We start from the raw sequence: 22,563 nt of genomic DNA, 5'->3' as shown, positions 1-22,563 counted from the left end.
CGGCGATGCAGATCCTGGCCGCGCTGCTCGAACAGCGTACCGGCCAGCAGATCGCCGCCAATCGCGAATGGCGGATCGAGACGGCGCTGAAGCCGGTGCTGCGCGAACGCGGGCTCGATACGCTCGACCAACTCGCCGGCGAGATCATCGGCGGGACCGATCCGCTGGTGGCCGATCAGGTGGTCGATGCGTTGCTCAACCAGGAAAGTTCGTTCTTCCGCGACGCCGCCGTGCTCGACATGGTCGGAGCGGCGATCCAGGAGATGCGTGCGCAATCGCCGACGCGCAACGTCCGGGTCTGGTCGGCCGGCTGCTCGATGGGGCAGGAGCCCTTGTCGCTGGCAATGCTGTTCGCCGAACAGGTCGAGACGCATGGTGGTCGCATGCCGGAAATCGTCGCCACCGACGTGTCGGAAGCGGCGCTGGCGCGTGCGCGGATCGGGCGCTTCTCGCAATTCGAGATCCAGCGTGGCCTGCCGATCCGGCGCATGATGCGCTGGTTCGATGCGGACGGCGGGGATTGGGCGGCGAAACCCGAACTGGTGCGGCAGATCAGCTTCCGCCGGCTCAATCTGGTCGCCGATCCGCTGCCGGTGGGGAAATTCGACGTCGTGCTGTGCCGCAACGTTCTGCTCTATCTGTCGCCGACGCTGCGCCGCCAGGTGCTTGACCGGCTGGCGAGCGTGATGCGGCCGGGCGGATTGCTGGTGCTGGGCGCCGGCGAAACGGTGATCGGGCAGACCGAGGCGTTCCAACCCGCGCCCGAGCATCGTGGCCTGTACGAGATGATCGCGGGCTAGAACGACCTTCAGCATTTCGCCGTCACCCCGGACTTGTTCGGCGCTTATACCTCTCGAGCAAGTATGAAGCCGTCATCCCCGCGACGGCGGGGATCCATAAGCTCTGACGCCGCTTACGAAGCGAACGGTAAGCCAGTATGGATTCCCGCCTGCGCGGGAATGACCAATATTTGTTCGAAGGGTATAAGCACCGACGCGTTCCGGGGTTCACCGTGCCGCAAGCTCGGTATTCTGTTCACTATCCGTGTCGAAAGCCCTCTGGTGGACCCCGGAACACGTCCGGGGTGACGGTGAGTGGATGCAAAAATCCGCTCCAACCGCTGAGTAACGATCGCCCCTAAGCGTTTACTTTGCGGACCGGCCGTCGCAAGCGGTGGTCGGTGACACAGGCTTCCTCTCCACGCGGTTTCACCCTGCACGATTTTCTCGTCGTTCTGGTGATGAACGTGATGTGGGGCCTCAACATCATCGCGGTGAAGATGGCGGTGATGGCGATCTCGCCGCTGACCGCGGGTTTCCTGCGCCAGGCTCTGGTCCTGCTGGTGTGCGGGACGTGGCTGAAGATCGTGCCGGGGCGGATGCGCGCGCTGACCGCGCTCGGCATCCTGTCAGGCGGAGTGTTCTATATCCTGGTCAACCTGTCGCTGGCGGTGTCGGACAATGTCGGGGCGCTGGCGATCGCCGGGCAATTGGGCGTGCCCTTCTCGATGATCCTGGCGATCATCATCTTTCGCGAGCGCATCCGCCTGCCGCGCATGGCCGGCATCGCGTTATCCTTCGCCGGCGTGGTGCTGCTGGTGTTCGATCCGGCGGCCGCGAACGAGATTCCGGGACTGGCGCTGACCGCCGGGGCGAGCTTCATCTGGGCGATGGGATCGATCATCCAGCGCTATCTGATCGGCGTGCCGGTGCTGACGATCTACGCCTGGATCGGCTTCTGGGGATCGATCGTGCTGGGACTGCTGGCCTGGCAGGTCGAGCCTCGGGCGATGGCGGCGATCCCGGATCTGCCGCTGCACACGCTCGGCTGGGTGGCGTTTTCCGCGATCGGATCGACGGTGATCGGGCAGGGATCGATGTCGTATCTGTTGCAGCGCCATCCGATCAGCATCGTCACGCCGCTGACGCTGGCGGCGCCGGTGATCTCGGTGTTCGCGGCAGCCTATTATTTCGGCACGCCGCTCACCGCACTTATGCTAACCGGCGGAGGGATCGCGATGCTCGGCGTCGCGATCGTGACGATCCGCACCGCGCGGGCAGGGGACAATGCATGACATTATCGGCAAGAACGGTTCGGGCATGGGCATGATCGACACGCCGTCTCCCAATTTCGACGATCGCATGCTGCCGATCACGATGATCGTGCTGCATTATACCGGCATGCCGGACGCGGAGGCGGCGATCGCAAGGCTGACCGATCCGGCGGCGAAGGTCTCCGCGCATTATCTGATCGCCGAGGACGGCACCGTCTTGCAGATGGTCGACGAGGCGAAGCGCGCATGGCATGCGGGCCAGTCGCACTGGCGCGGCATCACCGACGTGAACAGCGCGAGCATCGGGATCGAGATCGTCAATCCGGGGCACGAATTCGGCTATCGCCCGTTCCCGGACCAGCAGATCGACGGCTTGTTGCCGTTGGTCGCGGCGATCAAGGACCGCTACGAGATCGGGCGCGGCAACGTGGTCGGCCATTCCGACATCGCGCCGAAGCGCAAGCAGGATCCGGGCGAGCTGTTCCCCTGGAGCCGGCTGGCGAAACTGCGGCTGGCGTTGCCGCGACCGACCAAGAATTTGATGGATCCGGGCTGGACCGAAGGCGGCTTCCTGCTCGCGCTCGAACGCTTCGGGTACGACGTGTCGGACAAGCTGGCCGCGACGGTCGCGTTCCAGCGGCGCTTCCGCCCCGAACTGATCGACGGCGAGATCGACATGGAATGCCGCTGCATCCTGCTCGCGTTGCTGCTTCCCAAACCGACGGGGGATGAGTAGAGCGCTCCTCGCCAGAGGGTCGGGCGACCGCGGGTGTCTTCAGGATGCGCGAGGAAAGTCCGGGCTCCACGTAACGACGGTGCCGGGTAACGCCCGGCCGGGGTGACCCGAGGGAAAGTGCCACAGAGAGCAGACAGCGAACCGCTTCGGCGACGCGAAAAGTGAAAGGGTGCGGTAAGAGCGCACCGCGCGCCTGGTAACAGGGGCGGCACGGCAAACCCCACCGGGAGCAAGACCGAATAGGGGCGGCACATGAGCATCGTTGCTGCTCGTCGCCCGGGTTGGTCGCTTGAGCCTGTATGCGAGTGCAGGCCTAGAGGAATGGTCGCCCATCCCGCCTCGGCGGGGGGACAGAACCCGGCTTACAGACCCTCTGGCGCTTATCCTCGTGATATAGGATGGTCGGCTCCTGACGAGGGATGGGGGCGGACGATGGTGCAGTCGCGGATGATTCTGCTTGGGGCGGCGATTGCGGTGGCCGCTCCTACGCTGGCGCAGCAGGCGGCCAGGACGACGGTGCAGCAGGAGTTCGACGCCGCGACCGCATTGCAGGACAAGCGCGATTTCGTCGCGGCGCTCGCGGCCTGGACGGCGCTGGAGGGTCGGGTCAAAAATCCCCGGACCCGCGCGCTGGTGCTGGCGCGCAAGAGCGGCGCCTTGCTGTCGCTCGATCGCAAGGACGAGGCCGCGGCGGCGGCGCGCGCCAGCCTGGCCGGTCTGCCGGCCGGCGATGCCAGCGTGCAGGAGGACCGCTTCAACGCGTTCATCGCGCTCGGCCGGATCGCCGAAGCCGCGCTCGATTATGCCAGCGCGGCGCAGGCGTTCGGCGAGGCGGAACGGATCGCGCAGGACCCGGTCGCGAAGATCGTGGCGGGACGGGGTCTGGTCCAGACGCAGACGTTCGTGGATCCGGCGGCGGCGGCGCAGGCCCTGACCCGGCTGGACGGCGCGGTCGCCAGCGTGCCGACGGACGCCGGGGTCAAGGCGACGGTGCAGAAACTGCGCGGCCAGCTGCTGCTCAACCAGGGCGCGTTCGCCGCCTCGCGCCAGGCGACGGGCGAGGCGGTGAAACTGCTCGGCGGGCTGACCGCCAAGACGAACCTGGACGATGTCGAGGTGCGATCGAACTATGCGATCGCGGCGTTGCTGGAAGGGCGCAAGGACGAAGCGCGCCAATATATGGCGATGACCGGGGCGGGGCGGATCGAAAAGGGCAGCTTCGACCCCGGCCCGCAAATGAAGGTGCCGGAATGCGGCGGCGAGGCGGGGCTGAAGCCGGCCGATGTCGCGGTGGTGGACTTCAACATTGGCGATGACGGCGTCGTGCGGGACAGCGCACCGGTCTATGCCGCCGGCGGCGGGCAGGTCGCGCTGGAATTCGCGCGCGCCGCGCGCAACTGGAGCTGGACGCCGGAGCAGGTGACGAAGATGCCGCGCTTCTTCCGCTATCGCGTGCGGGCGGAACTGCGCTGTTCGACGGCGTTCGAGCGACCGTCGATCGCCAGCTATCTCGATGGCGAACTCGGCGCGTGGCTGGAGCTGAAGAAGGTCGCACCGCCGCCGATGCTGACCGGATCCGACGCGGCGATACTGCCGCAGCTTCGCGTGCAACTGGCCGAGGTGGAGCGCGCGGAGGGCGGCAGCGCGCTGGCGCTGGTGCCCATCCTGCATCAACTCGTCGCCAACAATGTCGTCGGGCGGGAGGAGGCGGGCCAATTCGCCCGGCGCGAACTGGCGATCCTGATAGCCAACGGCGCCCCTCCGGTCGCGCGATTGTCGATCGAGCCGGCGACGTTGCTGGCCGATACGACCGAAGGCTGGAAACCGGCCGTCTACGCGCGGATCATCACCCCGCTGCTGACCGCGCAGCCCTATGCCGCCGACCCGGAGGCGCGATCGGCGATCCGGCTGATGATCGCCGACAAGGTGCGCGAGGATCGGCCGCGCGCGCGCCTGCTGCTGGGCGAGGTCGGGGCGGAGTCCGCCTTGCCCCAGAACCATCCGTTCCGCGTGGGTGCGCTGGTGCGGCTCGCGTCGCTGGAACAGCAGGCCGGCGATTCGGCCGCCGCCACGGCGGCGTTCGCGAAATCCGGGCTGTCGGCGCAGCAATGCGCGCTGGTAGATTCACAGCCGCGCATGCTGGGCTACAATGGCAGTGGCGACCAGTTCCCGCTTGAAGCGCAGATGTGGGGGTTCGAGGGCTGGACCGCGATGCAGTACGATATCTCGGCCGAAGGCAAGGTGGTCAACCAACGCGTCGTGGTCGCTTATCCGCCATTCGTGTTCGGCGATGCCGGATTAGGCCTGATCAAGACCGCGCGTTACGAGAAAAGCTATCGCCCGGACGGTGGCCTGGGGTGCGGCGGCAGCAGCCTGCGGGTCAATTTCCGCCTGCCGCACTGACCGCCGCGCTTGCGCTCTCGCCCCCGTCGCTTATGTCGGGCCGATGGCGCGTTCCTCGACACGATCTACCGACTGGGGCTTCCCCCGCTGGCGCGCTTATGGCGAGGCGGGCAGCGAGGCGGTGACCGTGCGGTTGTGCGACCGGCACGGCTGCACCGAGAAGGGCGATTGCCCGGCACCGAAATCCCCCAACAGCCCGGAGCGCTGGTATTTCTGCCAGGATCATGCCGGCGAATATAATCGTGGTTGGAATTACTTCGAGGGCCTGACCGCCGAGGAAGCCGCCGAGCGCGAGCGGGCGGAGACGCAGACGGCGGAGGGCTATACCGAATCCCGCCACAACCAATGGGCCGGGCCGGGCGATGGCAGCCGGTCGCGCGACGAGATGCGCGCGCTCGAGGTGCTGGGGCTGGATCCGGACGTGGATTTCGCGGCGATCAAGCTGGCGTGGCGGAAACTCGCCAAGGACAGCCATCCCGATCTCCGGCCCGGCGACGCCGAGGCGGCGAAAAGGTTTCAGGCGGTGCAGGCGGCATATGACGTGTTGCGCGCGGCCGAAGAGATGCGCGAATGGAAGCCGACCGTTTGACGTCCGCCACGTGAGATCGGTCGTATGAAGGTCGTCCGGTCGGATTGGTCGCGGGCGCTGCTGGTGTGCGGCAAATGCTCGAAGAAACTGGACGGCGGGTTCGGGCCGAAGGGCCGCGAGAGCCTGGCCAAGGCGTTGCGCCGGCATCTCGGGCTGGAGAAGGGGCGGAGGGCGGCGATGGGGGTGATCGAGGTGAAATGTCTCGGCATCTGCCCGAAGCGCGCGGTGACGGTGATCGATGCCGACGATCCGCATGCCTGGAGGTTGGTCGACGAGGGGGCGGATCTCGATGCGGTCGTGGAAACTCTGGGCCTGATCCGGCGTTGAACGAACGCGGGCAGGGCAGAATTCAGGCTATATTCACGCCGGTTCTGCGATCCTGCCGGCTTATCGAGGAATTCGCCATGAAGCTCGTTCATCTCATCGTCGGCAGTGCTCTTCTGATGGGCGCTGGCATGTCCCAGGCACGGACGCGGCTGACCCCCGAACAAAGGCTGGAGAAGATCACCGCAGGCCGGACCGCCGGCAAGCCGGTGAATTGCATCTATCTGCGCGATATCCGCTCGACCGAGATCATCGACCGGACGGCGATCGCGTACACCACCAACAATGGCACGGTGTATGTCAACCGGCCGAGCGGCGCGAGCTTCCTCGACGACGATGATATTCTGGTGACCAACACGTTCGGCAGCCAGTTGTGCAGCATCGACATCGTGCAGCTGGTCGATCGGAGTACTAGATTCCCGAGCGGTTCGCTGGGGCTGAGCGAATTCGTGCCGTATCCGAAGCCGCCCAAGGTGAAGGCCGCCTCGTAGGATTACGCGGCGTAGCGTTTCGCGGTGTCGCGGATCAGTGCGATCATGTTCGGAATGCCCTGCGTCCGGTTCGAACTGAGCTGGTTCTTCAGGTCGAATGGCGCGAGCGCGTCCGGAATGTCGGTGTCGAGGATTTCGGCTGGCGCCTGATCCTGTACCGTCAGCAGCACGAGCGCGATGATCCCCTTGGTGATGGCGGCGTTGCTGTCGGCGAGGAAGTGGAGATGCCCGTCGTCGCGAACGGTGGGGTAGACCCAGACCGAGGCGGAGCAGCCGCGGACCAGCGTGGCGTCGGTCTTGAGCGGCTCCGGCATCGGTTCGAGTTCGCGGCCGAGATCGATCAACAGGCGATAGCGATCGTCGGCGTCGAGGAAGCCGTATTCGTCCTGCAGATCGGTGAGGCTGGGCATGGGGGGGCTATAGCGCTGCTGCGGCTCATGCCAACCTTTCCTAGTTCATCCCAAGGTAGCCTTGGTCATCCCGGGCTTGATCCGGGATCCCGCTGCCGTGCCCCGCACTCAGAAGAAGAAGCGGGATCCCCGCTTTCGCGGGGATGACGCGGGGGGCGGCGGGTCGCCTTAAAGATCCACACCCGCCGCGATCGCTTCCAGTTTGCGGATGCGTTCCTTGAGGTCGGCGATCTCGATCCTGGCGCTGGCGTTGGGCAGCGCCTGGACCGGGCCGACATCGCTGCCCGCTTGCAATTCCTGGTGCTTCAGGGCGAGCCAGCCGCGCCAGCCGGTGAGGCCGGCGAAGGTGACCATGCCGATCGCGCCTAGGCCGGCGGCGGCAAGGGTGATGTAAAGGTTCGGGTCGATCATCATGATCCCAACTCCTCTTGCGGGTCAGCTGCGGTCGCGGAGCCGGTCGATCTCGCGATCGAGGCGGGCGCCGCTGTCGTTGTTGTCGGTGGCGATGCGTTCCAGCACGGCCAGGCGTTCCTTCATCGCCTTCACTTCGTCGCGCAGCAGCCGGTTCTCGGCTTCGATCGCGGCGTCGTCGTTCTGGCGGTAGCTGGTTTCGTTGCCGAACTTGTCCTTCACCACGCCGTACTTCGCGCGCAGGACGCTGCCGATCGTGACGATGACGACGATGGCGACGACCATTTCAAACGGGTTCATCGACATATCTCCCTTATTATAGTTTTTGCGAAAACGAGTGGTTCAGAGCGCCCGGCGGGCTTCGCGTTCGAGCCGTCGGGCCGGGCGGTCGACCCGCTCGGTCAGCCAGGTGCCGATCGCGGCGATGCTGACCATGACACCAAGAAAAACGATCATCGGTCCTTATCCTTCAGTTGAGAGGCGCGCGGTCGTCGCGCAGCCGTTCGATTTCATCCGCGACACCGATGCCGCGATCGGTGACGATCCGTTCGAGTACCCGGACCCGCTGTTCGAGCCGTTCGGTCTGGGCGGCATATTGCGCCGCCTTTTCCGCAGTCTGGGCATTCAGGGCCTCGCCCATCTTCTCCCGGTGGCTCAGCCAGCGCTTGAACATGCTGCTGCCGATTCCGAGGATCACCGGCAAACCGATGACAACGAAGGTCAGCATGAAGATCGTGAAGCCGCTTTCAGTTTCCATGGTCGTTCTCCCTCAGCGGTCGCGCAGCGCTTCGATGTCGCGCGCAGTGCGCTCGGCGGGATCGGTGGCGATGCGTTCCAGCACTGCGATCCGCTCCTCCAGCCGGCCGATCTGACCGACCAGCCGCTCGTTCTCGCTGGAGAGCAGGCTGATCTTGCGTTCGGCGCCGGCGTCCACGTCCCGGCGGCTGCTCTTGCCGGACCATTCGTCTTCCAGCGGATAGCCGTGCCGGGCACGGATCCAGTTGTTGACGATCCATCCGGCGTAGGAAATCGCGATGATCGCGATGACGAAACCCGGTCCACCCCAATTCATTGCCCGTCTCCCTGTTGGGCAGCCTGCGTCTTAGCGCAGGCTGTCGATCTCGTTGGCCAGGCGGCTGTTGCGGCTGGTGTAGAAGGTCTCGATATCGGCCAGCCGGCGATCGATGTCGCGGAAGCTGGAGCGAATTTCCGCGGTCGAGCGCCTCGGGTTGGAGCGTACGCCCTGCCAGAACTTCTGCTCTTCGGCATTGTCGTACAGGCCGTAGGGCTTGGCGTCGGCCATCCAGTTGACCAGCCAGTAGGCGAGGATCGTCCAGGGGAAGCCCCCGGCCACGGTGAGGATCACCGCGCCGACCCGGACCCAGGTGACGTCCACCCCGGTATAGTCGGCGATGCCGGCGCAGACCCCGAGCCATTTCTTGTTCTGCTTGTCGACGTAGAATTTGGTGCGGCTGGCGGACATTTCAGTTCCTCCTCGTGCTGTAGTCGGTGGACTGGACCGCCGGCAGGCCGGGCTTCCAGTCGGGATTGTCGGCGGCGACGATGCGTTCGACGGTGTTCAGGCGGTCTTCGAGACGGCGCGAGAGCGAGTAGAGCTCGTCGAGCAGGCCTTCGTCCTCCTGCGTGATCTTGGGCGCGGTCCTCCACTTCGTGACGTAGTGGAGGATCAGCCAGGGCAGGGCGATGAAGATCGACGTGATCGGCACCGCGATGGAGATGAAATCGTCCATCTTACCCCTCCCGGCCGATACGAGCCTTCATCGCGGCGAGTTCGGCATCGACCTTCTCGGCCGACTTCAACTCGGCGATTTCCTCGTCCAGCGTCTTCGGCGCACCACCCAGGCCGGCAGCCTCGGCGCGGCCCTCGGCCAGATCGACGCGGCGATCGAGAATGTCGAAGCGCGAGAAGGCGTCCTCGACCTTCTGGCCGGCATACATCTCGCGGACCTTGAAGCGGTTGTGCGCGCTTTCCAGGCGGGTGACGATCTGGTTCTGCCGGGTGCGGGCCTCGCTCAGCTTCTTCTGCAGCTTGGCGATATCCTCTTCCGAGCTGCGCAGCGCGTCGTCGAGCACGGTGATCTCGGTTTCGAGCTGGACGGCCATGTCGGCGGCCTTCTGCTTTTCGACCAGAGCGGCCTTGGCGAGATCCTCGCGATCCTTGGAGAGCGCCAGCTCGGCCTTCTCGGTCCAGCTGTCCTGCAGCTTGTCGAGCTTCGAGATGTGGCGACGCATTTCCTTCTGGTCGGCGATGGTGCGCGCGGCGGAGGCGCGAACCTCGACCAGGGTCTCCTCCATTTCGAGGATGATCATGCGGATCATCTTCGAGGGATCTTCCGCCTTGTCGAGCAGGTCGGAGAAGTTGGCGGCGACGATATCGCGGGTGCGGGAGAAAATGCCCATTGGAGGACTCCTGTTAGAACTGGGGCGAAGGGGGCGCCGGGACGGGCAAGGGGTTGGAGCGCCGTCCCGGCTTCGTGCTGCCGTTACGCTGCAGCGACGATTGCGGGGGCCGAGAGGTGCGCCGGGCCGACGGCGGCCAGCACGGTGACCGTGCTGAACATGACGGCGAAGAACATTGCGGCGACGTTGCGGCGGAGATTGCTAGTCTGTGCGTACATGGTGGAAACTCCCTGTTTCGTGTCTCGATGCTCGTCGTTGCGACGATTGCCTTGGGTATTGCAGGGAGCGTGCCAGTTTCGAGAATGGCGGAAATGCGCGGCTTTTGCGTATTTTGGGCGGGGCGGGCGATTTTCTATCTTGCGAAGGCTTGGGAAAATACGCCAAGCATTGGGAATGGATCGCACCTCCCAGGTCATCGGCCAATCGAACGTCTTTCTCGACGTGCTGGAGCGCGCCAGCCGCGCGGCGGCGCTCGATCGCCCGGTGCTGGTGATCGGCGAGCGCGGGACGGGCAAGGAACTGGTCGCGGAGCGGCTGCATCGGCTGTCGCCGCGCTGGGATCATCCGCTCGTCGTCATGAACTGCGCGGCGCTGCCCGAGACGCTGATCGAGGCGGAACTGTTCGGGCACGAGGCGGGGGCGTTCACCGGCGCGACCAAGGCGCGGGTCGGACGGTTCGAGGAGGCGGACGGGGGCACGTTGTTCCTCGACGAGCTCGGCACGCTGTCGATGGGCGCGCAGGAGCGATTGCTGCGCGCGGTGGAATATGGCGAGATCACGCGGATCGGATCCTCGCGGCCGATGCGCGTCGATGTGCGCATCGTCGCGGCGACCAACGAACATCTGCCGGCGAAGGTGGAGCGCCACCAGTTCCGCGCCGATCTGCTCGATCGGTTGAGTTTCGAGGTGGTGACGCTGCCGCCGCTGCGGGCGCGGCCGGGCGACGTGATGGTGCTGGCGGATCATTTCGGGCGGCGCATGGCGGCGGAACTGGGGCGCGACGCATGGGCCGGGTTCGGCCGCCACGCGATCGATGCGCTGGTCGACTATCAATGGCCGGGCAACGTGCGCGAACTGCGCAACGTGGTGGAACGCGCGGTGTATCGCTGGGAACAGGCCGGGCCGATCGAGCATATCGAGTTCGATCCGTTTCATTCGCCCTATCAGCCGGCCGGGATCGCCTCCGCCGCGCCGGTTGCGGCGACGGTGGCGGAGGCCCCCGCCGCGCACTGTCCACCGGCTACGTCAGGCGATTTCAAGACGCGGATCGCGCGGTTCGAGTGCGAGTTGCTGGAAAAGGCGCTGGCGGAAAACCGCTTCAACCAGCGCGCCACGGCCGAGGCGCTGGGGCTGAGCTACGACCAGCTGCGTCATGCGCTGAAGCGGCACGGGTTAATTTCGGCGGGGGTTTCCGAATCGGTTGCGTAACGAAGTCGGCGGACCCATTTCGACGGGCAGGCGTTGCCCAATCATCCCGAAATTCACAGGAGAAGACTCATGGCTTTCGAACTCCCACCGCTGCCTTATGCCTATGACGCGCTGGAACCGACGATCTCCAAGGAGACGATGACCTTCCATCACGACAAGCACCACGCGGCCTATACCGCGAAGCTGAACGAAGGCGTGGCGGCGGACCCGAAGCTCGAGGGCAAGACGATCGAGGAGATCCTCGGCATGATCTCGTCGCAGCCGCCGTTGGTGCGCAACAATGGCGGCGGGTTCTGGAACCACGCCTTCTTCTGGAAGATCATGGCGCCGGAGGGCTCGACCAAGCCGTCGGGCAAGCTGGCCGAGGCGATCGAGACCTATGGCGGGCTCGACAAGCTGAAAGAGGATTTCAACGGCAAGGGCGCGGGCCAGTTCGGATCCGGCTGGGCGTGGGTGATCGCGGACGACAGCGGCGCGCTGAAGGTCGTCTCGACGCCGAACCAGGACAATCCGCTGATGGACGACGCCAAGGACAAGGGCACGCCGATCCTGGGCAACGACGTGTGGGAGCACGCTTATTACCTGACGTACATGAACGACCGGCCGGGCTATCTGAAGGCCTGGTGGAACGTCGTGAACTGGGACGAGGCCGGCAAGATCTACGACGCGGCTGTCGGCTGATATCGAGAGGGGCGGGTGCGATGATGCATCCGCCCCTATCAATTATTCATCGATGCGGTCGAGCCAGTAGAAAACGGCGAGCGGTATCGACGGTGACGCGATAAGTACCCAGTTCAACGGCGACTGAAAGAATGGGTACTCGGAAAACACTGCGATGAGCAGCGAGAGAAACAGCGCGATCATCATCCAGACTACCGATGCGATCATCGCCACTATCTTCAACGTGCCGAGCATCACCCCTCCGGTGGGACCGGCGTATCTTCCGCCACCGTCAATCCATGGCGCAGCAGCATCGGGATGTTCGCGAAGGCGAACAGCAAGGTCAGCGGGATCGCGCCCCACAGTTTGAAGCCGACCCAGAAATCCCAGCTGGTCGATCGCCAGACCAGCTCGTTGAGCAGCGCCATCGCGCAGAAGAACAACGCCCAGTTCCGCGTCAGCTTGCGCCAGCCCACCGCGTTGAGGCCGGGATAGGCGGTTTCCAGCAGCGATTGCAGCAGGGGGCGGCCGGTCAACAGACCGAAACCCAGAGTGCCGCCGAAGATCAGATACACGAAGGTCGGCTTCATCTGGATGAAGCGCGGGTCGTGGAAATAGAGCGTCAGGCCGCCGAACACGACGACCAGGATGCCGGAAATCCACAGCATCGGCGAAATGCCGCCGAGCTTGACGCGCGAGAGGATCATCGCCGCGATCGTGGCGATGATGAAGGCGATCGTGGCGACGACGACCTTGGCGACGACCAGCGCGGCGACCTTGTCGACGCCGTCGAGGAACGGCGTGGTGCGCGCCACCAACTGCATCGCGAGCGGCGCGGGGAGCAGGAAATTGGTCGCGAAGAAGACGATCAGCGGGCCGTAATCGAGCGCGAGGCGCATGCCGGGCGACGCGGGCGTCTTGTGGGTGGTGGTGGTCATCACAGCGCCCCTTCCACGCCGGCGATGATCCGCGCAACCTCGTTCGGATCGAACGGCCTGAGGTCGCCCATCTGCTCGCCCACCCCGATGGCGTGGATCGGCAAGCCGTATTTCTCGGCCGCCGCGACCAGCACGCCGCCGCGTGCGGTGCCGTCCAGTTTGGTCATGACGAGGCCGGTCACGCCGGCATCCTTGCTGAACACCTCGATCTGGCTGAGCGCGTTCTGGCCGGTGGTGGCGTCGAGCACGAGCACCACGTCGTGCGGCGCGGCGGGATTGAGGCGGCCGAGAACGCGGCGGATCTTGGACAGTTCGTCCATCAGCTCGCGCTTGTTCTGCAGGCGGCCGGCGGTGTCGACGATCAGCACGTCGGTGCCGATCGCGGTCGCCTGCTTGACCGCCTCGTAGACGATCCCGGCCGCGTCGCCGCCTTCCTTGCCGCTGATGATCGGCACGCCGACCCGCTCGGCCCAGGTGGCGAGCTGCCCGATCGCGGCGGCGCGGAACGTGTCGCCGGCGGCCAGCATTACGGCGTAATCCTGCTCCATCAGCAGATGCGCGAGCTTGGCGATCGTGGTCGTCTTGCCAGAACCGTTGACGCCGATGACGAGGATCACCTGCGGGCGCGGAAACGCCTCGATCTCGAGTGGCCTGGCGACCTTGGCGAGGACCTTCTCGATCTCCTCGGCGACGATCAGGCGGATGCCGAGTTCCTCCATGTTGCGCTCGAAGCTGCCCTCGGCGAGGCGGGCGCGGATGCGCGCGGCGGTCTCGGGGCCGAGATCGGAGGCGATCAGCGCTTCCTCGATGTCATCGAGCTGAGCGTCGTCGAGGCGCGCCGCGCCCAGGCCGGCGAGGTTGCCGATCAGGCGATCGGACGTGCGCTTGAAGCCGCCGAGCAGCTTGTTGTGCCAGGCGGTGCTCATGCCAAAGCCTCCCGCTTCGCGTCACCCCAGCGCAGGCTGGGGTCTCGTGGGGTGGGCGTCAACCTCGCCTCATCGAGATCCCGGCCTTCGCCGGGATGACGATGGTGGGTGGAGAGGGCCTTGGCGAGGAGATGGGTGTCGGTCATTCCGGTGATGCTTACTTCCTGGATGCTGCCGACGGCGAGGGTGTCGCAGCGCACTTCGGCGAAATTGGGGGTGTGGCCACGGTCGCCGGGCCGCTCGATCAGAATCTCTTGTGTCGTGCCGATCATGCCCCCCAGCCACGCCGCCCGACGTTCGGCACCGGCCGCGCGCAACCGGGCGGCGCGTGCCTTGCGCACCGGGATCGGCACTTGCGGCATCCGCGCGGCGGGCGTGCCGGCGCGCTCCGAATACGGGAAGATGTGCGCGTGAACGATGTCGCAATCGTGGATCAGCGCCAGCGTGTTGGCGGCCATCGCATCGTCTTCGGTGGGAAATCCCGCGATCAGGTCCGCGCCGATCGCGATCTCCGAGCGGGCGGTCTTGAGCCGTTCGACCAAAGCCACCGATTGCGCGCGGGAGTGGCGGCGCTTCATGCGCTTGAGGATCATGTCGTCGCCCGCCTGAAGCGACAGGTGGACATGCGGCATCACGCGCGCCTCTCCGGTCAGCAGGTCGAACAGCCGGTCGTCGATCTCGATCCCGTCGAGCGAGGACAGGCGCAGGCGTTCGAGGCTCGGCACGTGGCGCAGGATGCGTTCGACCAGCAGGCCGAGCGTCGGTGCGCCGGGCAGGTCCGGGCCGTAGCTCGTCAGGTCCACGCCGGTCAGCACGATCTCGCGGTGGCCGGCATCGACCAGACCGGCGATGCGATCCACCACCGCGCCGGCGGGCACCGAACGGCTGTTGCCGCGCCCGAACGGGATCGCGCAGAAGGTGCAGCGATGATCGCAGCCATTCTGCACCTCGACAAAGGCGCGGGCATGCGCGGCGAACGCGGCGGCGAGGTGCGGGGCGGTATCGCGCACCGCCATGATGTCGCCGACGATCACCGCTTCGCGCGAGGCCCAGGCGGCGGGGGTCAGCTTTTCGGCATTTCCGACGACGCGGTCGACCTCGGGCATCGCGGCGAAACCCGCCGGATCGATCTGCGCGGCGCAGCCGGTCACCACGATCTCCGCGCCGGGCCGATCGCGCCGCGCCTTGCGGATGCGGTCGCGAGTCTCGCGCACGGCATTGTTGGTGACGGCGCAGCTGTTGACGACGACCAGGTCGCGCCCGGACACGAGCGCGCGGATCGTTTCGCTCTCCGCGATGTTGAGGCGGCAGCCGAGACTGATGATGTCGGGATCGGCGCCTGTTGCAGCCGGGGAGATGGACATGGCCGGTGATCTAGTTGCGAACCCAGGCGAAGTCCACGACGACGCCCTCGAGGTGATCGACTTCTGGTTCGGGGAAGTTCCGGAAGACAAGTGGTTCGCCCGCGACGATGCGCTCGATGCGGCGATCGCGGATCGATTCGCGCGCGTCCGCGACGGAATCGTGGCGAGCCGGGCGGAGGGATGGCGCGGCGATCCGGAGACGCTGTTGGCTGCCGTGATCGTCCTCGATCAATTCTCGCGCAACCTGTTTCGCGGGCAGGCCGAAGCGTTTGCCGCCGATCCGCTGGCGCTGGACCTGACGCGGATGGCGATCTCGAAAGGCTGGGACCGCAGCGTGCCGCCCGAACAGCGCGCATTCCTCTACATGCCGTTGATGCATGCCGAGGATGAGGAGGCGCAGGCGGAGAGCGTCGCGTGCTTCACCGCGCTGGGTAACGCGAACAACCTGAAATATGCGCGCGACCATGCCGACGCGATCGCGCGGTTCGGGCGGTTTCCGGGGCGAAACGCGGCGCTTGGCCGGGTGTCCACCGATGACGAAACCGCGTTCCTGGCCAGCGGGCAGGGGGATTGGTAGCGGCGGGTCAGCCGGTCCGGCGCTGGTCCGGCCGCATGGTCTCGCCGGCGGCATCGCCACCGGTGCGCAGCAGGCGCTTCTCGGCGAGCAGGCGGCGGACGTTCGAAACGCTCATCGGCCGGCCGTAGAGATAACCCTGGCCCTTCGCGCAGCCCAGCGCGCGCAGGCGTTCCTCGACGCTCGCTTCCTCGATGCCCTCGGCGGTGATCGGCAGGTTCAGGCTGTCGCCCAGCCGGGTGATCGCGTTGACGATCGCCGCGCTCTCGGCATTGTCGTTGATCGACATGATGAAGCTCCGGTCGATCTTGATCCGGTCGAACGGCAGCGCGCGGAGATGCGCGAGGCTGGAATAGCCGGTGCCGAAATCGTCGAGCGCGAGGCCGATGCCCTGGTTCTTCAGGCTGCCGACGATCGACTGCGCCAGTGCGAGATTGTCGAACAGCGCACTTTCGGTGATCTCGATCTCCAGCCGGTTGGCGGGGAAGCCGGTTTCGGTCAGCACCTTGATGATCTTCTGCGCCAGCCACGCGTCCTTGAGCTGCCACGGCGAGATGTTGACCGACAGCGACAAGGCGGGATCCCAATCGCGCGCGGCCAGGAACGCCTGGCGCATGATCGACAGCGACAGATCGGCGATCATGCCGGTTTCCTCGGCGATCGGGATGAAGCGATCCGGCAGGATCAGCCCGCGCACCGGATGTTCCCAGCGCGCCAGCACCTCGAAGCCGCTGAGGCGACCGGTGGTGAGATCGATCTGCTGTTCGAAATAGGGCACGATCTCCTGCCGTGGGATCGCCGCGCGAAGGCCGCTTTCCAGATCGTTGCGCGCCTGCAGGTCGCGCTCCATCGACTGATCGAACCAGGCGAAGCGGTTGCGGCCCGAATTCTTCGCCGCATACATCGCGATATCGCCCGAACGCATCAACGCGTCGATGCTGCCGCAGTCGAAATCGGAGCGCGCCACGCCGACCGAGGCGGAGATGTGCACCTGCAGCCCATCGACATGCAGCGGCTGCGCGATGCGGCTGATCAGGCGTTCGGCGACGCGCTCGACCGTATCGGGATGTTCGGGATCGAACACGAACGCACAGGCGAATTCGTCCCCGCCGAGCCGCGCGGTGAGCGCGACCGAGGGCATGGCGGCGGCGATCTCGTCCGCCACCAGCTTGAGCAGGGCGTCTCCGGCGGCGTGGCCGTGCATGTCGTTGACGGTCTTGAAGTGGTCGAGATCGAGCATCATCAGCGCCATCGCCTTGCCGCGCTTTTCGGCGCGGACGAACATCGCGGCCCCCTCCTCGGCCAGGCAGCGGCGGTTGAGGAAGCCGGTCAGCGGATCCTTGGAGGCGAGGGTCTGCGCGCGTTCCTCGGCGGCGGTGCGCACCGTCACCTCCTGCGCCAGTTCGTGATGGCGGCGCCAGCCGAACAGGATCAGCGCGACGTTCAGCAACAGGGCGATGACCAAGGTCTGGTCCGGTCCGTTCTGACCGGCGAAGTAATTGCGCAGCATCATCGACAGGACGGCGGACCCGGTGCCGACGAACAGCAGGATCGCCGCGACGGTGATCGCGCCGTTCAGGACGTCGCGGCGCGCGGTGGTGCGGGGTGGCGGGCTGCCGGGCAGATCATCTGGGTCTAACGCCATGCGGTTGCGTGCCTTATGGTCGGTGAAGCGTGTTCTGTGCGGCAGGCAGAGTATAGATGGGGTTAAAGCGGGTGGAGGTTGCGCCCGCATCCGACTTCCGCTAACAGCCGCCGCGACCGCTTGTCCCCGGACAGAAGCGTGAAAGGCAGCCCAAGGGCTACGCCGGCCGACGAGGTTTCGTCCGCCGGCGTCTTTTGCGTTCGATCGAAGACGGGTGGATCGAAACGAAAGGTTCTTGATGTTCGAAAGCCTGAGCGACCGTCTTGGCGGTGTGTTCGATCGGTTGCGCGGCCGCGGTGCGCTGACCGAGGCGGACGTGCGCGCGGCGATGCGCGAGGTTCGCGTCGCTCTGCTCGAGGCGGACGTCGCGCTGCCGGTGGCGCGCGACTTCGTCGAGAAGGTGACGGAACAGGCGATCGGCCAGAACGTGTTGCGCTCGGTCACGCCGGGGCAGCAGGTCGTCAAGATCGTCAACGATGCGCTGGTCGAGATGCTCGGCTCGGATGCGTCGGAACTGGAACTCGGCGTCACGCCGCCGGCCGTGATCATGATGGTCGGCCTGCAGGGCTCGGGCAAGACGACAACGACCGCGAAGATCGCTTTGCGGCTGAGCGGGGGCAAGGCTGGGCGCGAGCGCAAGAAGGTGCTGATGGCGTCGCTCGACGTCAATCGCCCGAACGCGCAGGAACAGCTCGCCGTGCTGGGCACGCAGGCCGATGTGCAGACGCTGCCGATCATCACCGGGCAGCAACCGGTGGAGATCGCCCGCCGCGCGCTGCAGGCGGCGAAGCTGCAGGGCTATGACGTCCTGATGCTCGATACCGCCGGCCGACTGCATGTCGATCAGGCGCTGATGGACGAGATGCGCGCCGTCGCCGATGTCGCGCAGCCGACCGAGATCCTGCTGGTCGTCGATGCGCTGACCGGCCAGGACGCGGTCAACGTCGCGAAGAACTTCTCCGATCAGGTGCCGCTGACCGGTGTCGTGCTGACCCGGATGGACGGCGATGCGCGCGGCGGCGCGGCGCTGTCGATGCGGGCCGTGACCGGCAAGCCGATCAAGTTCGCCGGCATGGGCGAGAAGCTGGATGCGCTGGAGGCGTTCCACCCGTCGCGCGTGGCGGGCCGCATCCTCGGCATGGGCGACGTGGTCGGGCTGGTCGAGCGCGCGGCGGAGGCCGTCCAGCAGGACGAGGCCGAGGCGATGGCGGCGAAGCTCGCCAAGGGCCAGTTCGACATGAACGACCTGCGCAGCCAACTCGCGCAGATGCGCCGAATGGGTGGGCTGGGGGCACTGGCCGGCATGATCCCCGGCATGGCCAAGGCCAAGGCGGCGATGGCCGGCGGCGGCGTGGACGAGAAGATCCTGCTGCGCATGGATGCGATGATCACGTCGATGACGCAGAAGGAGCGGACCAAGCCCGATCTGATCAACGCCAAGCGCAAGATCCGCATCGCCAAGGGCAGCGGCACGACCGTGCAGGACGTGAACAAACTGCTCAAGATGCATCTCGAAATGTCCTCCGCCATGAAGAAGATCCGCAAGATGGGCGGGCTGAAGGGCATGGCGGCGATGTTCGGCAAGGGCGGTGGTGGTTTCGGCGGCGGTGGCATGGGCGGGGCCGGTGGGCTTGGCGGCCTAGGCGGCCTCGGCGGTGCCGGCGGCGGGGGCCTTCCCGGCCTCGGCGGCGGTCAGGCCAAGTTGCCGCCCGGCTTCGAAAATCTGCTCAACAAGAAGAAATAACCCCCAGCCGCTGTCGTCATCCCAGCGCAGGCTGGGATCTCAAACGGCAATGGCGCGACCTACAACCCAAAGACCCCAGCTTTCGCTGGGGTGACGAATAGAAGAAGAAGGAAGTAAAATGGCAGTCAGCATTCGCCTTACCCGTGGCGGTTCCAAGAAGCGTCCGTATTACAAGATCGTCGTCGCCGATGCCCGCGCACCGCGCGACGGCAAGTTCATCGAGAAGATCGGCACCTACAACCCGCTGCTCGCCAAGGACGACGAGAAGCGCGTCGTGCTCGATTCCGATCGTGCCAAGCATTGGCTGAGCGTCGGCGCGCAGCCGACCGATCGTGTCGCCCGCTTCCTCGACGTCGCCGGCGTCCGTGAGCGCGCGGCCCGCGTCAACCCGAACAAGGGCAAGCCGGGCGAGAAGGCCACCGAGCGCGCCGAAGAGCGTGCGACCAAGCTGGCCGAGGCCGAGGAAGCCAAGACCGCGGCACAGGCTGCCGAGGCCGAAGCCGTCGCTGCCGCCGAAGTCGAAGCTGCGACCGCAGAACCGACCCCGGAAGCCGAAGCGGTTGCCGAAGCCGCCGCCGCCGAGCCGACCGCGAACGAGGCGACCCCGGACAGCGATGCCGGTGACACCGCCGACACCGCAGAGGGCAAGTCGGCCCAGGCACCGGCCGAGGGCTGATGCAGCCTGAAATCCCTTCCGCAAGCGGAAAGGGTGGGGATTCCCCCGTTACGCTCGCCGTCGTGATCGGCGCGCATGGCGTGACGGGGGAAATCCGTCTCAAGCTCTTCACCGAGGACTTGAGCGCCTACAAAAGCTTCAACGGCGGCACGCTGACGTTGAAGAGCACGCGCCATGGCAGCAACGGGACGATCGCGCGCATCGCCGAAGTCAGCGATCGCAACGCCGCCGAGGCGATGCGCGGTACGGAACTGACCGTGCTGCGATCAGAGCTACCGCCGCTGGCGGAGGGCGAATATTACCACGCCGATCTGCTGGGCCTGTCCGTAGTGTCGACCGAGGGAGAGGCGCTCGGCACCGTCGTGGCGATCGACGATTTCGGGGCGGGGGACGTGATCGAGGTCGAGCGGCCGTCGGAGGGCGGCAAGGCCGGCAAACGCTTCATGGTGCCGATGAATGCCGATGCGGTACCGGACTGGAACGGGGACCGGCTGGTGGTTGACGGGGCGTATATCGTCTAGTATATACATTGCGTGTATACGGAGGCCGTCATGGGTGACGAATATCTCGGTAGGACGTTCAAATCGGGCAATTCGGTCGCTTTGCGTCTGCCCAAGGGCATGGGCATCGCCGAGGGCACCGAATTGCGCATGATCCGCGAAGCTCCGATGTCGTTCCGGATCGAGCCGGTCGAGGCCCCCAGGCGCAAGGTGGATCTGACCGGGATCTGGGGATCATGTCCGGGTCTGGAACCGCTTTTGCGGGAGGATCGCGTGTTCGATCACTCGCCGCGCGGCTGGGATGATCCGGACTGGCAGGGGTGGTCGAACGACCGGAAATGAAGTTCCTGCTCGATTCCAATACGATCATCGATCTGTTGATCGGCACCAAGCCCGCCTTGTTTACTCGCGTGACGGCGTGCGAGGCGGGCGACCTCGCCGTATCGACGATCAGTCTCGGCCAGGTGATACAGAATTCTGTGCGGCGTAAGGCACCGCTGATGGAAGTGCTGGAGACTTTTCTGCGCGAAGTAGCGCTGGTCGAGTTCGATCGCGATTCCGCGCTCCGCTATGCGACATTGCCGTTCAAACGCAACAGCTTCGATCGCCTGATAGCCGCACATGCCTTGTCGCTCGGCCTCACGCTAGTCACTAACAACGTTCACGATTTCGCCGATATCGCCGGTCTTCGGGTCGAGAATTGGACCGTGTGACATCGGCTGACACCCTGTCGGCTCAACAATGAAGGAATTGGCGATGGACCTGATATTCGGCTTGATCATCATTGCGCTCGCCCCCGTGATCAGCCTGGGCGTCCGGCGCTTCCGGCCGCTCTGGCCGCCGTTCAAGATCGGTTGGGTGTCGGCGGCGATCCTGCCGGGGATCATCCTGCTGTTGTGCGCCTTCGTGTTCGCCTCCGCCAGCATGGCGAGCCCGGAGCGCTGCGCCGGGAATTCCTGCAAGCAGGCGATGGCGATGGCGTTCGTCTTCGCGATCGCGGCTGTCGTCGAGTTCCTGCTCGGCTGGCTCGCAACCTTCTATTTCCAGCGGTGGCTGGCGCGGCGATGACCTTCGCGGCGACCGTCCTGACGCTGTATCCGGAGATGTTTCCCGGACCGCTCGGCACGTCGCTGGCCGGGCGGGCGCTGGGCGAGGGGATCTGGAGCCTCGATGCGGTCAACATCCGCGACTTCGCGACGGACAAGCACAGCACGGTGGACGGCACGCCTGCGGGCGGCGGGGCGGGGATGGTGCTGCGCGCCGATATCCTGGCGGCGGCGATCGACAGCGCGCCGGCGGGTCGCCCGATCCTGGCCATGACACCGCGCGGCATTCCGCTGACGCAGACGAAAGTACGCGATCTTGCGGCGGGCGAGGGCGTGACCATCCTGTGCGGGCGGTTCGAGGGGTTCGACGAGCGGATCTTCGAGGGGCGGGCGGTCGAGCAGGTGTCGATCGGGGATTATATCCTGTCCGGTGGGGAGATGGGGGCACTGGTGCTGCTCGACGCTTGCATTCGGCTGCTTCCCGGCGTAATGGGCGCGGCTTCCAGCGGCGTGGACGAGAGCTTCGAAGGGGGCCTGCTCGAATACCCGCAATATACCCGACCATATGAATGGGAAGGGCGCACGATCCCCGAAGTGTTGCGATCGGGGGATCATGCGAGGATCTCGGCATGGCGCAAGTCGATCGCCGAGACCGACACACGGCTAAGGCGGCCGGATCTTTGGGAGCGTCATGAGGGCGCTCGGGTCCAGTCGCCCTCTGGCGCGCGACGACGAATGAAGGACGAATGAGATGAATCTCATCCAGACGATCGAAGCCGAGAACATCGCGAAGTTTCTCGAGACCAAGAAGATCCCCGACTTCCGCCCCGGCGATACGCTGAAGGTCGGCGTGAAGGTGGTCGAAGGTGAACGCACCCGCGTCCAGAATTACGAAGGCGTGTGCATCGCGCGGTCGAACAAGGGCATGGGCAGCAACTTCACCGTGCGCAAGATTTCGTTCGGCGAAGGCGTGGAGCGCGTGTTCCCGCTTTATTCGCCGAACATCGACAGCATCGAAGTCGTCCGCAAGGGCGCCGTGCGTCGTGCCAAGCTGTATTACCTGCGTGGCCGCACCGGCAAATCGGCACGTATCGCCGAGCGCCGCGACACGCGCCCGGCCAAGGGTGCCGCCGCCGCCGAGTGATTTCAGACGCGGTTTCGCTGAGATAAGTGAAGGGCGTCGGGACTACGGTTCCGGCGCCCTTTTCGCTGCCAACGATTCCG

Annotated in this window: 32 protein-coding genes and 1 other RNA gene; 19 read left to right on the top strand and 14 right to left on the bottom strand. The window is 65.8% G+C overall.

Annotated features, from left to right (window positions below):
• The first annotated feature begins 5 nt into the window (after positions 1-5).
• The 8 genes from ASG11_RS17140 (at position 6) to ASG11_RS17110 (ending at position 6,596) form a co-directional block, all read left to right on the top strand.
• Positions 6-800: a CheR family methyltransferase gene (locus ASG11_RS17140; RefSeq protein ID WP_055783606.1), complete on the top strand. Its 795-nt coding sequence runs from the start codon at positions 6-8 to the stop codon at positions 798-800.
• A gap of 380 nt (positions 801-1,180) precedes the next feature.
• A complete protein-coding gene (locus ASG11_RS17135) occupies positions 1,181-2,074 on the top strand; it encodes a DMT family transporter (protein ID WP_236697577.1) in 894 nt (297 codons plus the stop codon).
• Positions 2,075-2,099: 25 nt separating this feature from the next.
• Positions 2,100-2,789, top strand: coding sequence for an N-acetylmuramoyl-L-alanine amidase (locus ASG11_RS17130; protein WP_055783605.1), 690 nt, complete (start codon positions 2,100-2,102; stop codon positions 2,787-2,789).
• 11 nt (positions 2,790-2,800) lie between these two features.
• Positions 2,801-3,170: RNase P RNA component class A (gene rnpB, locus ASG11_RS18165), an RNA gene on the top strand.
• Between the two features lie 66 nt (positions 3,171-3,236).
• A complete protein-coding gene (locus ASG11_RS17125) occupies positions 3,237-5,192 on the top strand; it encodes a hypothetical protein (RefSeq protein ID WP_156363859.1) in 1,956 nt (651 codons plus the stop codon).
• 43 nt (positions 5,193-5,235) lie between these two features.
• The gene (locus tag ASG11_RS17120; RefSeq protein ID WP_055783154.1) at positions 5,236-5,781 is read left to right on the top strand and encodes a J domain-containing protein; all 546 of its coding nucleotides are present in this window, start codon (positions 5,236-5,238) and stop codon (positions 5,779-5,781) included.
• A 24-nt stretch (positions 5,782-5,805) separates the two neighbouring features.
• On the top strand, positions 5,806-6,108 hold the full coding sequence (locus ASG11_RS17115; protein ID WP_055783151.1) for a hypothetical protein: 303 nt from the start codon (positions 5,806-5,808) through the stop codon (positions 6,106-6,108).
• Between the two features lie 77 nt (positions 6,109-6,185).
• Positions 6,186-6,596 carry a hypothetical protein gene (locus ASG11_RS17110; RefSeq protein WP_055783148.1) on the top strand — a complete coding sequence of 137 codons (411 nt, stop codon included), beginning with the start codon at positions 6,186-6,188 and terminating at the stop codon, positions 6,594-6,596.
• A gap of 2 nt (positions 6,597-6,598) precedes the next feature.
• Here ASG11_RS17110 and ASG11_RS17105 read toward each other — a convergent pair whose 3' ends face one another.
• From ASG11_RS17105 to ASG11_RS19385, 9 genes are all read right to left on the bottom strand, one after another.
• A complete protein-coding gene (locus ASG11_RS17105; RefSeq protein WP_055783145.1) occupies positions 6,599-7,006 on the bottom strand; it encodes a SufE family protein in 408 nt (135 codons plus the stop codon).
• 168 nt (positions 7,007-7,174) lie between these two features.
• A complete protein-coding gene (locus tag ASG11_RS17100; RefSeq protein ID WP_055783142.1) occupies positions 7,175-7,417 on the bottom strand; it encodes a hypothetical protein in 243 nt (80 codons plus the stop codon).
• 24 nt (positions 7,418-7,441) lie between these two features.
• Complete coding sequence (locus ASG11_RS17095; protein ID WP_055783603.1) at positions 7,442-7,717, bottom strand: hypothetical protein; 276 nt, start codon at positions 7,715-7,717, stop codon at positions 7,442-7,444.
• 169 nt (positions 7,718-7,886) lie between these two features.
• Positions 7,887-8,174: a hypothetical protein gene (locus tag ASG11_RS17090; protein ID WP_055783140.1), complete on the bottom strand. Its 288-nt coding sequence runs from the start codon at positions 8,172-8,174 to the stop codon at positions 7,887-7,889.
• Between the two features lie 12 nt (positions 8,175-8,186).
• Positions 8,187-8,489: a hypothetical protein gene (locus tag ASG11_RS17085; RefSeq protein WP_055783138.1), complete on the bottom strand. Its 303-nt coding sequence runs from the start codon at positions 8,487-8,489 to the stop codon at positions 8,187-8,189.
• A gap of 30 nt (positions 8,490-8,519) precedes the next feature.
• Positions 8,520-8,900: an envelope stress response membrane protein PspC gene (gene pspC, locus ASG11_RS17080; RefSeq protein WP_055783134.1), complete on the bottom strand. Its 381-nt coding sequence runs from the start codon at positions 8,898-8,900 to the stop codon at positions 8,520-8,522.
• A gap of 1 nt (position 8,901) precedes the next feature.
• Positions 8,902-9,168 (bottom strand): envelope stress response membrane protein PspB, encoded by a 267-nt coding sequence (gene pspB, locus ASG11_RS17075; protein ID WP_055783131.1) that lies wholly within the window; start codon positions 9,166-9,168, stop codon positions 8,902-8,904.
• 1 nt (position 9,169) lies between these two features.
• Positions 9,170-9,838 carry a phage shock protein PspA gene (pspA, locus tag ASG11_RS17070; RefSeq protein ID WP_055783129.1) on the bottom strand — a complete coding sequence of 223 codons (669 nt, stop codon included), beginning with the start codon at positions 9,836-9,838 and terminating at the stop codon, positions 9,170-9,172.
• Between the two features lie 83 nt (positions 9,839-9,921).
• Positions 9,922-10,056 (bottom strand): hypothetical protein, encoded by a 135-nt coding sequence (locus ASG11_RS19385; protein ID WP_269083406.1) that lies wholly within the window; start codon positions 10,054-10,056, stop codon positions 9,922-9,924.
• A gap of 175 nt (positions 10,057-10,231) precedes the next feature.
• Between ASG11_RS19385 and pspF the strand changes: the two genes are divergently transcribed.
• Both pspF and ASG11_RS17060 read left to right on the top strand, forming a co-directional pair.
• Positions 10,232-11,266 (top strand): phage shock protein operon transcriptional activator, encoded by a 1,035-nt coding sequence (gene pspF / locus ASG11_RS17065; protein ID WP_055783126.1) that lies wholly within the window; start codon positions 10,232-10,234, stop codon positions 11,264-11,266.
• A 69-nt stretch (positions 11,267-11,335) separates the two neighbouring features.
• Positions 11,336-11,947: a superoxide dismutase gene (locus tag ASG11_RS17060; protein ID WP_055783123.1), complete on the top strand. Its 612-nt coding sequence runs from the start codon at positions 11,336-11,338 to the stop codon at positions 11,945-11,947.
• A gap of 42 nt (positions 11,948-11,989) precedes the next feature.
• Here ASG11_RS17060 and ASG11_RS17055 read toward each other — a convergent pair whose 3' ends face one another.
• Genes ASG11_RS17055 through mtaB form a run of 4 tightly spaced genes read right to left on the bottom strand, consistent with a single transcriptional unit; the run spans position 11,990 to position 15,154 of the window.
• Positions 11,990-12,181: a hypothetical protein gene (locus tag ASG11_RS17055; RefSeq protein ID WP_156363858.1), complete on the bottom strand. Its 192-nt coding sequence runs from the start codon at positions 12,179-12,181 to the stop codon at positions 11,990-11,992.
• Entirely contained in the window at positions 12,181-12,864 is a 684-nt protein-coding gene (locus ASG11_RS17050; RefSeq protein WP_055783118.1) for an inner membrane-spanning protein YciB, read from the bottom strand. Before ASG11_RS17050 ends, ASG11_RS17055 begins: the two co-directional genes overlap by 1 nt.
• Complete coding sequence (ftsY, locus tag ASG11_RS17045; RefSeq protein ID WP_055783115.1) at positions 12,864-13,790, bottom strand: signal recognition particle-docking protein FtsY; 927 nt, start codon at positions 13,788-13,790, stop codon at positions 12,864-12,866. The genes ASG11_RS17050 and ftsY overlap by 1 nt, the downstream gene beginning before the upstream one ends.
• Entirely contained in the window at positions 13,787-15,154 is a 1,368-nt protein-coding gene (gene mtaB / locus ASG11_RS17040) for a tRNA (N(6)-L-threonylcarbamoyladenosine(37)-C(2))-methylthiotransferase MtaB (RefSeq protein WP_055783111.1), read from the bottom strand. The genes ftsY and mtaB overlap by 4 nt, the downstream gene beginning before the upstream one ends.
• On the opposite strand from mtaB, the gene ASG11_RS17035 reads away from it, so the two are divergent.
• Entirely contained in the window at positions 15,153-15,731 is a 579-nt protein-coding gene (locus tag ASG11_RS17035; RefSeq protein ID WP_055783108.1) for a DUF924 family protein, read from the top strand. The two genes, mtaB and ASG11_RS17035, sit on opposite strands and share 2 nt — an antisense overlap.
• A 7-nt stretch (positions 15,732-15,738) precedes the next feature.
• Here the strand turns inward: ASG11_RS17035 and ASG11_RS17030 are convergent, their stop codons facing one another.
• On the bottom strand, positions 15,739-17,373 hold the full coding sequence (locus tag ASG11_RS17030; protein WP_055783105.1) for a putative bifunctional diguanylate cyclase/phosphodiesterase: 1,635 nt from the start codon (positions 17,371-17,373) through the stop codon (positions 15,739-15,741).
• 238 nt (positions 17,374-17,611) lie between these two features.
• On the opposite strand from ASG11_RS17030, the gene ffh reads away from it, so the two are divergent.
• From ffh to rplS, 8 genes are all read left to right on the top strand, one after another.
• Positions 17,612-19,117: a signal recognition particle protein gene (gene ffh, locus ASG11_RS17025; protein WP_055783102.1), complete on the top strand. Its 1,506-nt coding sequence runs from the start codon at positions 17,612-17,614 to the stop codon at positions 19,115-19,117.
• A 118-nt stretch (positions 19,118-19,235) separates the two neighbouring features.
• Positions 19,236-19,793 (top strand): 30S ribosomal protein S16, encoded by a 558-nt coding sequence (rpsP, locus tag ASG11_RS17020; protein ID WP_055783099.1) that lies wholly within the window; start codon positions 19,236-19,238, stop codon positions 19,791-19,793.
• Positions 19,793-20,314 carry a ribosome maturation factor RimM gene (rimM, locus tag ASG11_RS17015; protein WP_055783096.1) on the top strand — a complete coding sequence of 174 codons (522 nt, stop codon included), beginning with the start codon at positions 19,793-19,795 and terminating at the stop codon, positions 20,312-20,314. Before rpsP ends, rimM begins: the two co-directional genes overlap by 1 nt.
• Before the next feature lie 30 nt (positions 20,315-20,344).
• Entirely contained in the window at positions 20,345-20,635 is a 291-nt protein-coding gene (locus tag ASG11_RS17010; protein WP_055783094.1) for a hypothetical protein, read from the top strand.
• Entirely contained in the window at positions 20,632-21,006 is a 375-nt protein-coding gene (locus ASG11_RS17005; RefSeq protein WP_055783091.1) for a type II toxin-antitoxin system VapC family toxin, read from the top strand. The genes ASG11_RS17010 and ASG11_RS17005 overlap by 4 nt, the downstream gene beginning before the upstream one ends.
• Positions 21,007-21,049: 43 nt before the next feature.
• A complete protein-coding gene (locus ASG11_RS17000) occupies positions 21,050-21,361 on the top strand; it encodes a hypothetical protein (RefSeq protein WP_156363857.1) in 312 nt (103 codons plus the stop codon).
• The gene (gene trmD, locus ASG11_RS16995; protein WP_055783602.1) at positions 21,358-22,089 is read left to right on the top strand and encodes a tRNA (guanosine(37)-N1)-methyltransferase TrmD; all 732 of its coding nucleotides are present in this window, start codon (positions 21,358-21,360) and stop codon (positions 22,087-22,089) included. The genes ASG11_RS17000 and trmD overlap by 4 nt, the downstream gene beginning before the upstream one ends.
• A gap of 1 nt (position 22,090) precedes the next feature.
• A complete protein-coding gene (rplS, locus tag ASG11_RS16990) occupies positions 22,091-22,483 on the top strand; it encodes a 50S ribosomal protein L19 (protein ID WP_055783085.1) in 393 nt (130 codons plus the stop codon).
• Positions 22,484-22,563: the final 80 nt, after the last annotated feature.

The organism is Sphingomonas sp. Leaf357, from assembly GCF_001423845.1.
Lineage (GTDB): Bacteria > Pseudomonadota > Alphaproteobacteria > Sphingomonadales > Sphingomonadaceae > Sphingomonas.
Note: the sequence above shows the minus strand (reverse complement) of the source record. Positions and strands in the feature narration are given on the sequence as shown.

Coding starts and splice junctions, on each gene's coding strand:
- ASG11_RS17010 (WP_055783094.1), top strand. CDS start 20,345: ATGGGTGACGAATATCTCGGTAGGACGTTCAAATCGGGCAATTCGGTC.
- pspB (WP_055783131.1), bottom strand. CDS start 9,168: ATGGACGATTTCATCTCCATCGCGGTGCCGATCACGTCGATCTTCATC.
- ASG11_RS17095 (WP_055783603.1), bottom strand. CDS start 7,717: ATGAACCCGTTTGAAATGGTCGTCGCCATCGTCGTCATCGTCACGATC.
- pspC (WP_055783134.1), bottom strand. CDS start 8,900: ATGTCCGCCAGCCGCACCAAATTCTACGTCGACAAGCAGAACAAGAAA.
- ftsY (WP_055783115.1), bottom strand. CDS start 13,790: ATGAGCACCGCCTGGCACAACAAGCTGCTCGGCGGCTTCAAGCGCACG.
- ffh (WP_055783102.1), top strand. CDS start 17,612: ATGTTCGAAAGCCTGAGCGACCGTCTTGGCGGTGTGTTCGATCGGTTG.
- ASG11_RS17140 (WP_055783606.1), top strand. CDS start 6: ATGCAGATCCTGGCCGCGCTGCTCGAACAGCGTACCGGCCAGCAGATC.
- ASG11_RS17120 (WP_055783154.1), top strand. CDS start 5,236: ATGGCGCGTTCCTCGACACGATCTACCGACTGGGGCTTCCCCCGCTGG.
- ASG11_RS17055 (WP_156363858.1), bottom strand. CDS start 12,181: ATGCTCGGCACGTTGAAGATAGTGGCGATGATCGCATCGGTAGTCTGG.
- ASG11_RS17050 (WP_055783118.1), bottom strand. CDS start 12,864: ATGACCACCACCACCCACAAGACGCCCGCGTCGCCCGGCATGCGCCTC.
- ASG11_RS19385 (WP_269083406.1), bottom strand. CDS start 10,056: ATGTACGCACAGACTAGCAATCTCCGCCGCAACGTCGCCGCAATGTTC.
- rpsP (WP_055783099.1), top strand. CDS start 19,236: ATGGCAGTCAGCATTCGCCTTACCCGTGGCGGTTCCAAGAAGCGTCCG.
- ASG11_RS17090 (WP_055783140.1), bottom strand. CDS start 8,174: ATGGAAACTGAAAGCGGCTTCACGATCTTCATGCTGACCTTCGTTGTC.
- trmD (WP_055783602.1), top strand. CDS start 21,358: ATGACCTTCGCGGCGACCGTCCTGACGCTGTATCCGGAGATGTTTCCC.
- ASG11_RS17085 (WP_055783138.1), bottom strand. CDS start 8,489: ATGAATTGGGGTGGACCGGGTTTCGTCATCGCGATCATCGCGATTTCC.
- pspA (WP_055783129.1), bottom strand. CDS start 9,838: ATGGGCATTTTCTCCCGCACCCGCGATATCGTCGCCGCCAACTTCTCC.
- pspF (WP_055783126.1), top strand. CDS start 10,232: ATGGATCGCACCTCCCAGGTCATCGGCCAATCGAACGTCTTTCTCGAC.
- rimM (WP_055783096.1), top strand. CDS start 19,793: ATGCAGCCTGAAATCCCTTCCGCAAGCGGAAAGGGTGGGGATTCCCCC.
- ASG11_RS17130 (WP_055783605.1), top strand. CDS start 2,100: ATGGGCATGATCGACACGCCGTCTCCCAATTTCGACGATCGCATGCTG.
- ASG11_RS17125 (WP_156363859.1), top strand. CDS start 3,237: ATGATTCTGCTTGGGGCGGCGATTGCGGTGGCCGCTCCTACGCTGGCG.
- ASG11_RS17115 (WP_055783151.1), top strand. CDS start 5,806: ATGAAGGTCGTCCGGTCGGATTGGTCGCGGGCGCTGCTGGTGTGCGGC.
- rplS (WP_055783085.1), top strand. CDS start 22,091: ATGAATCTCATCCAGACGATCGAAGCCGAGAACATCGCGAAGTTTCTC.
- ASG11_RS17105 (WP_055783145.1), bottom strand. CDS start 7,006: ATGCCCAGCCTCACCGATCTGCAGGACGAATACGGCTTCCTCGACGCC.
- ASG11_RS17005 (WP_055783091.1), top strand. CDS start 20,632: ATGAAGTTCCTGCTCGATTCCAATACGATCATCGATCTGTTGATCGGC.
- ASG11_RS17030 (WP_055783105.1), bottom strand. CDS start 17,373: ATGGCGTTAGACCCAGATGATCTGCCCGGCAGCCCGCCACCCCGCACC.
- ASG11_RS17060 (WP_055783123.1), top strand. CDS start 11,336: ATGGCTTTCGAACTCCCACCGCTGCCTTATGCCTATGACGCGCTGGAA.
- ASG11_RS17035 (WP_055783108.1), top strand. CDS start 15,153: ATGGCCGGTGATCTAGTTGCGAACCCAGGCGAAGTCCACGACGACGCC.
- mtaB (WP_055783111.1), bottom strand. CDS start 15,154: ATGTCCATCTCCCCGGCTGCAACAGGCGCCGATCCCGACATCATCAGT.
- ASG11_RS17110 (WP_055783148.1), top strand. CDS start 6,186: ATGAAGCTCGTTCATCTCATCGTCGGCAGTGCTCTTCTGATGGGCGCT.
- ASG11_RS17000 (WP_156363857.1), top strand. CDS start 21,050: ATGGACCTGATATTCGGCTTGATCATCATTGCGCTCGCCCCCGTGATC.
- ASG11_RS17100 (WP_055783142.1), bottom strand. CDS start 7,417: ATGATCGACCCGAACCTTTACATCACCCTTGCCGCCGCCGGCCTAGGC.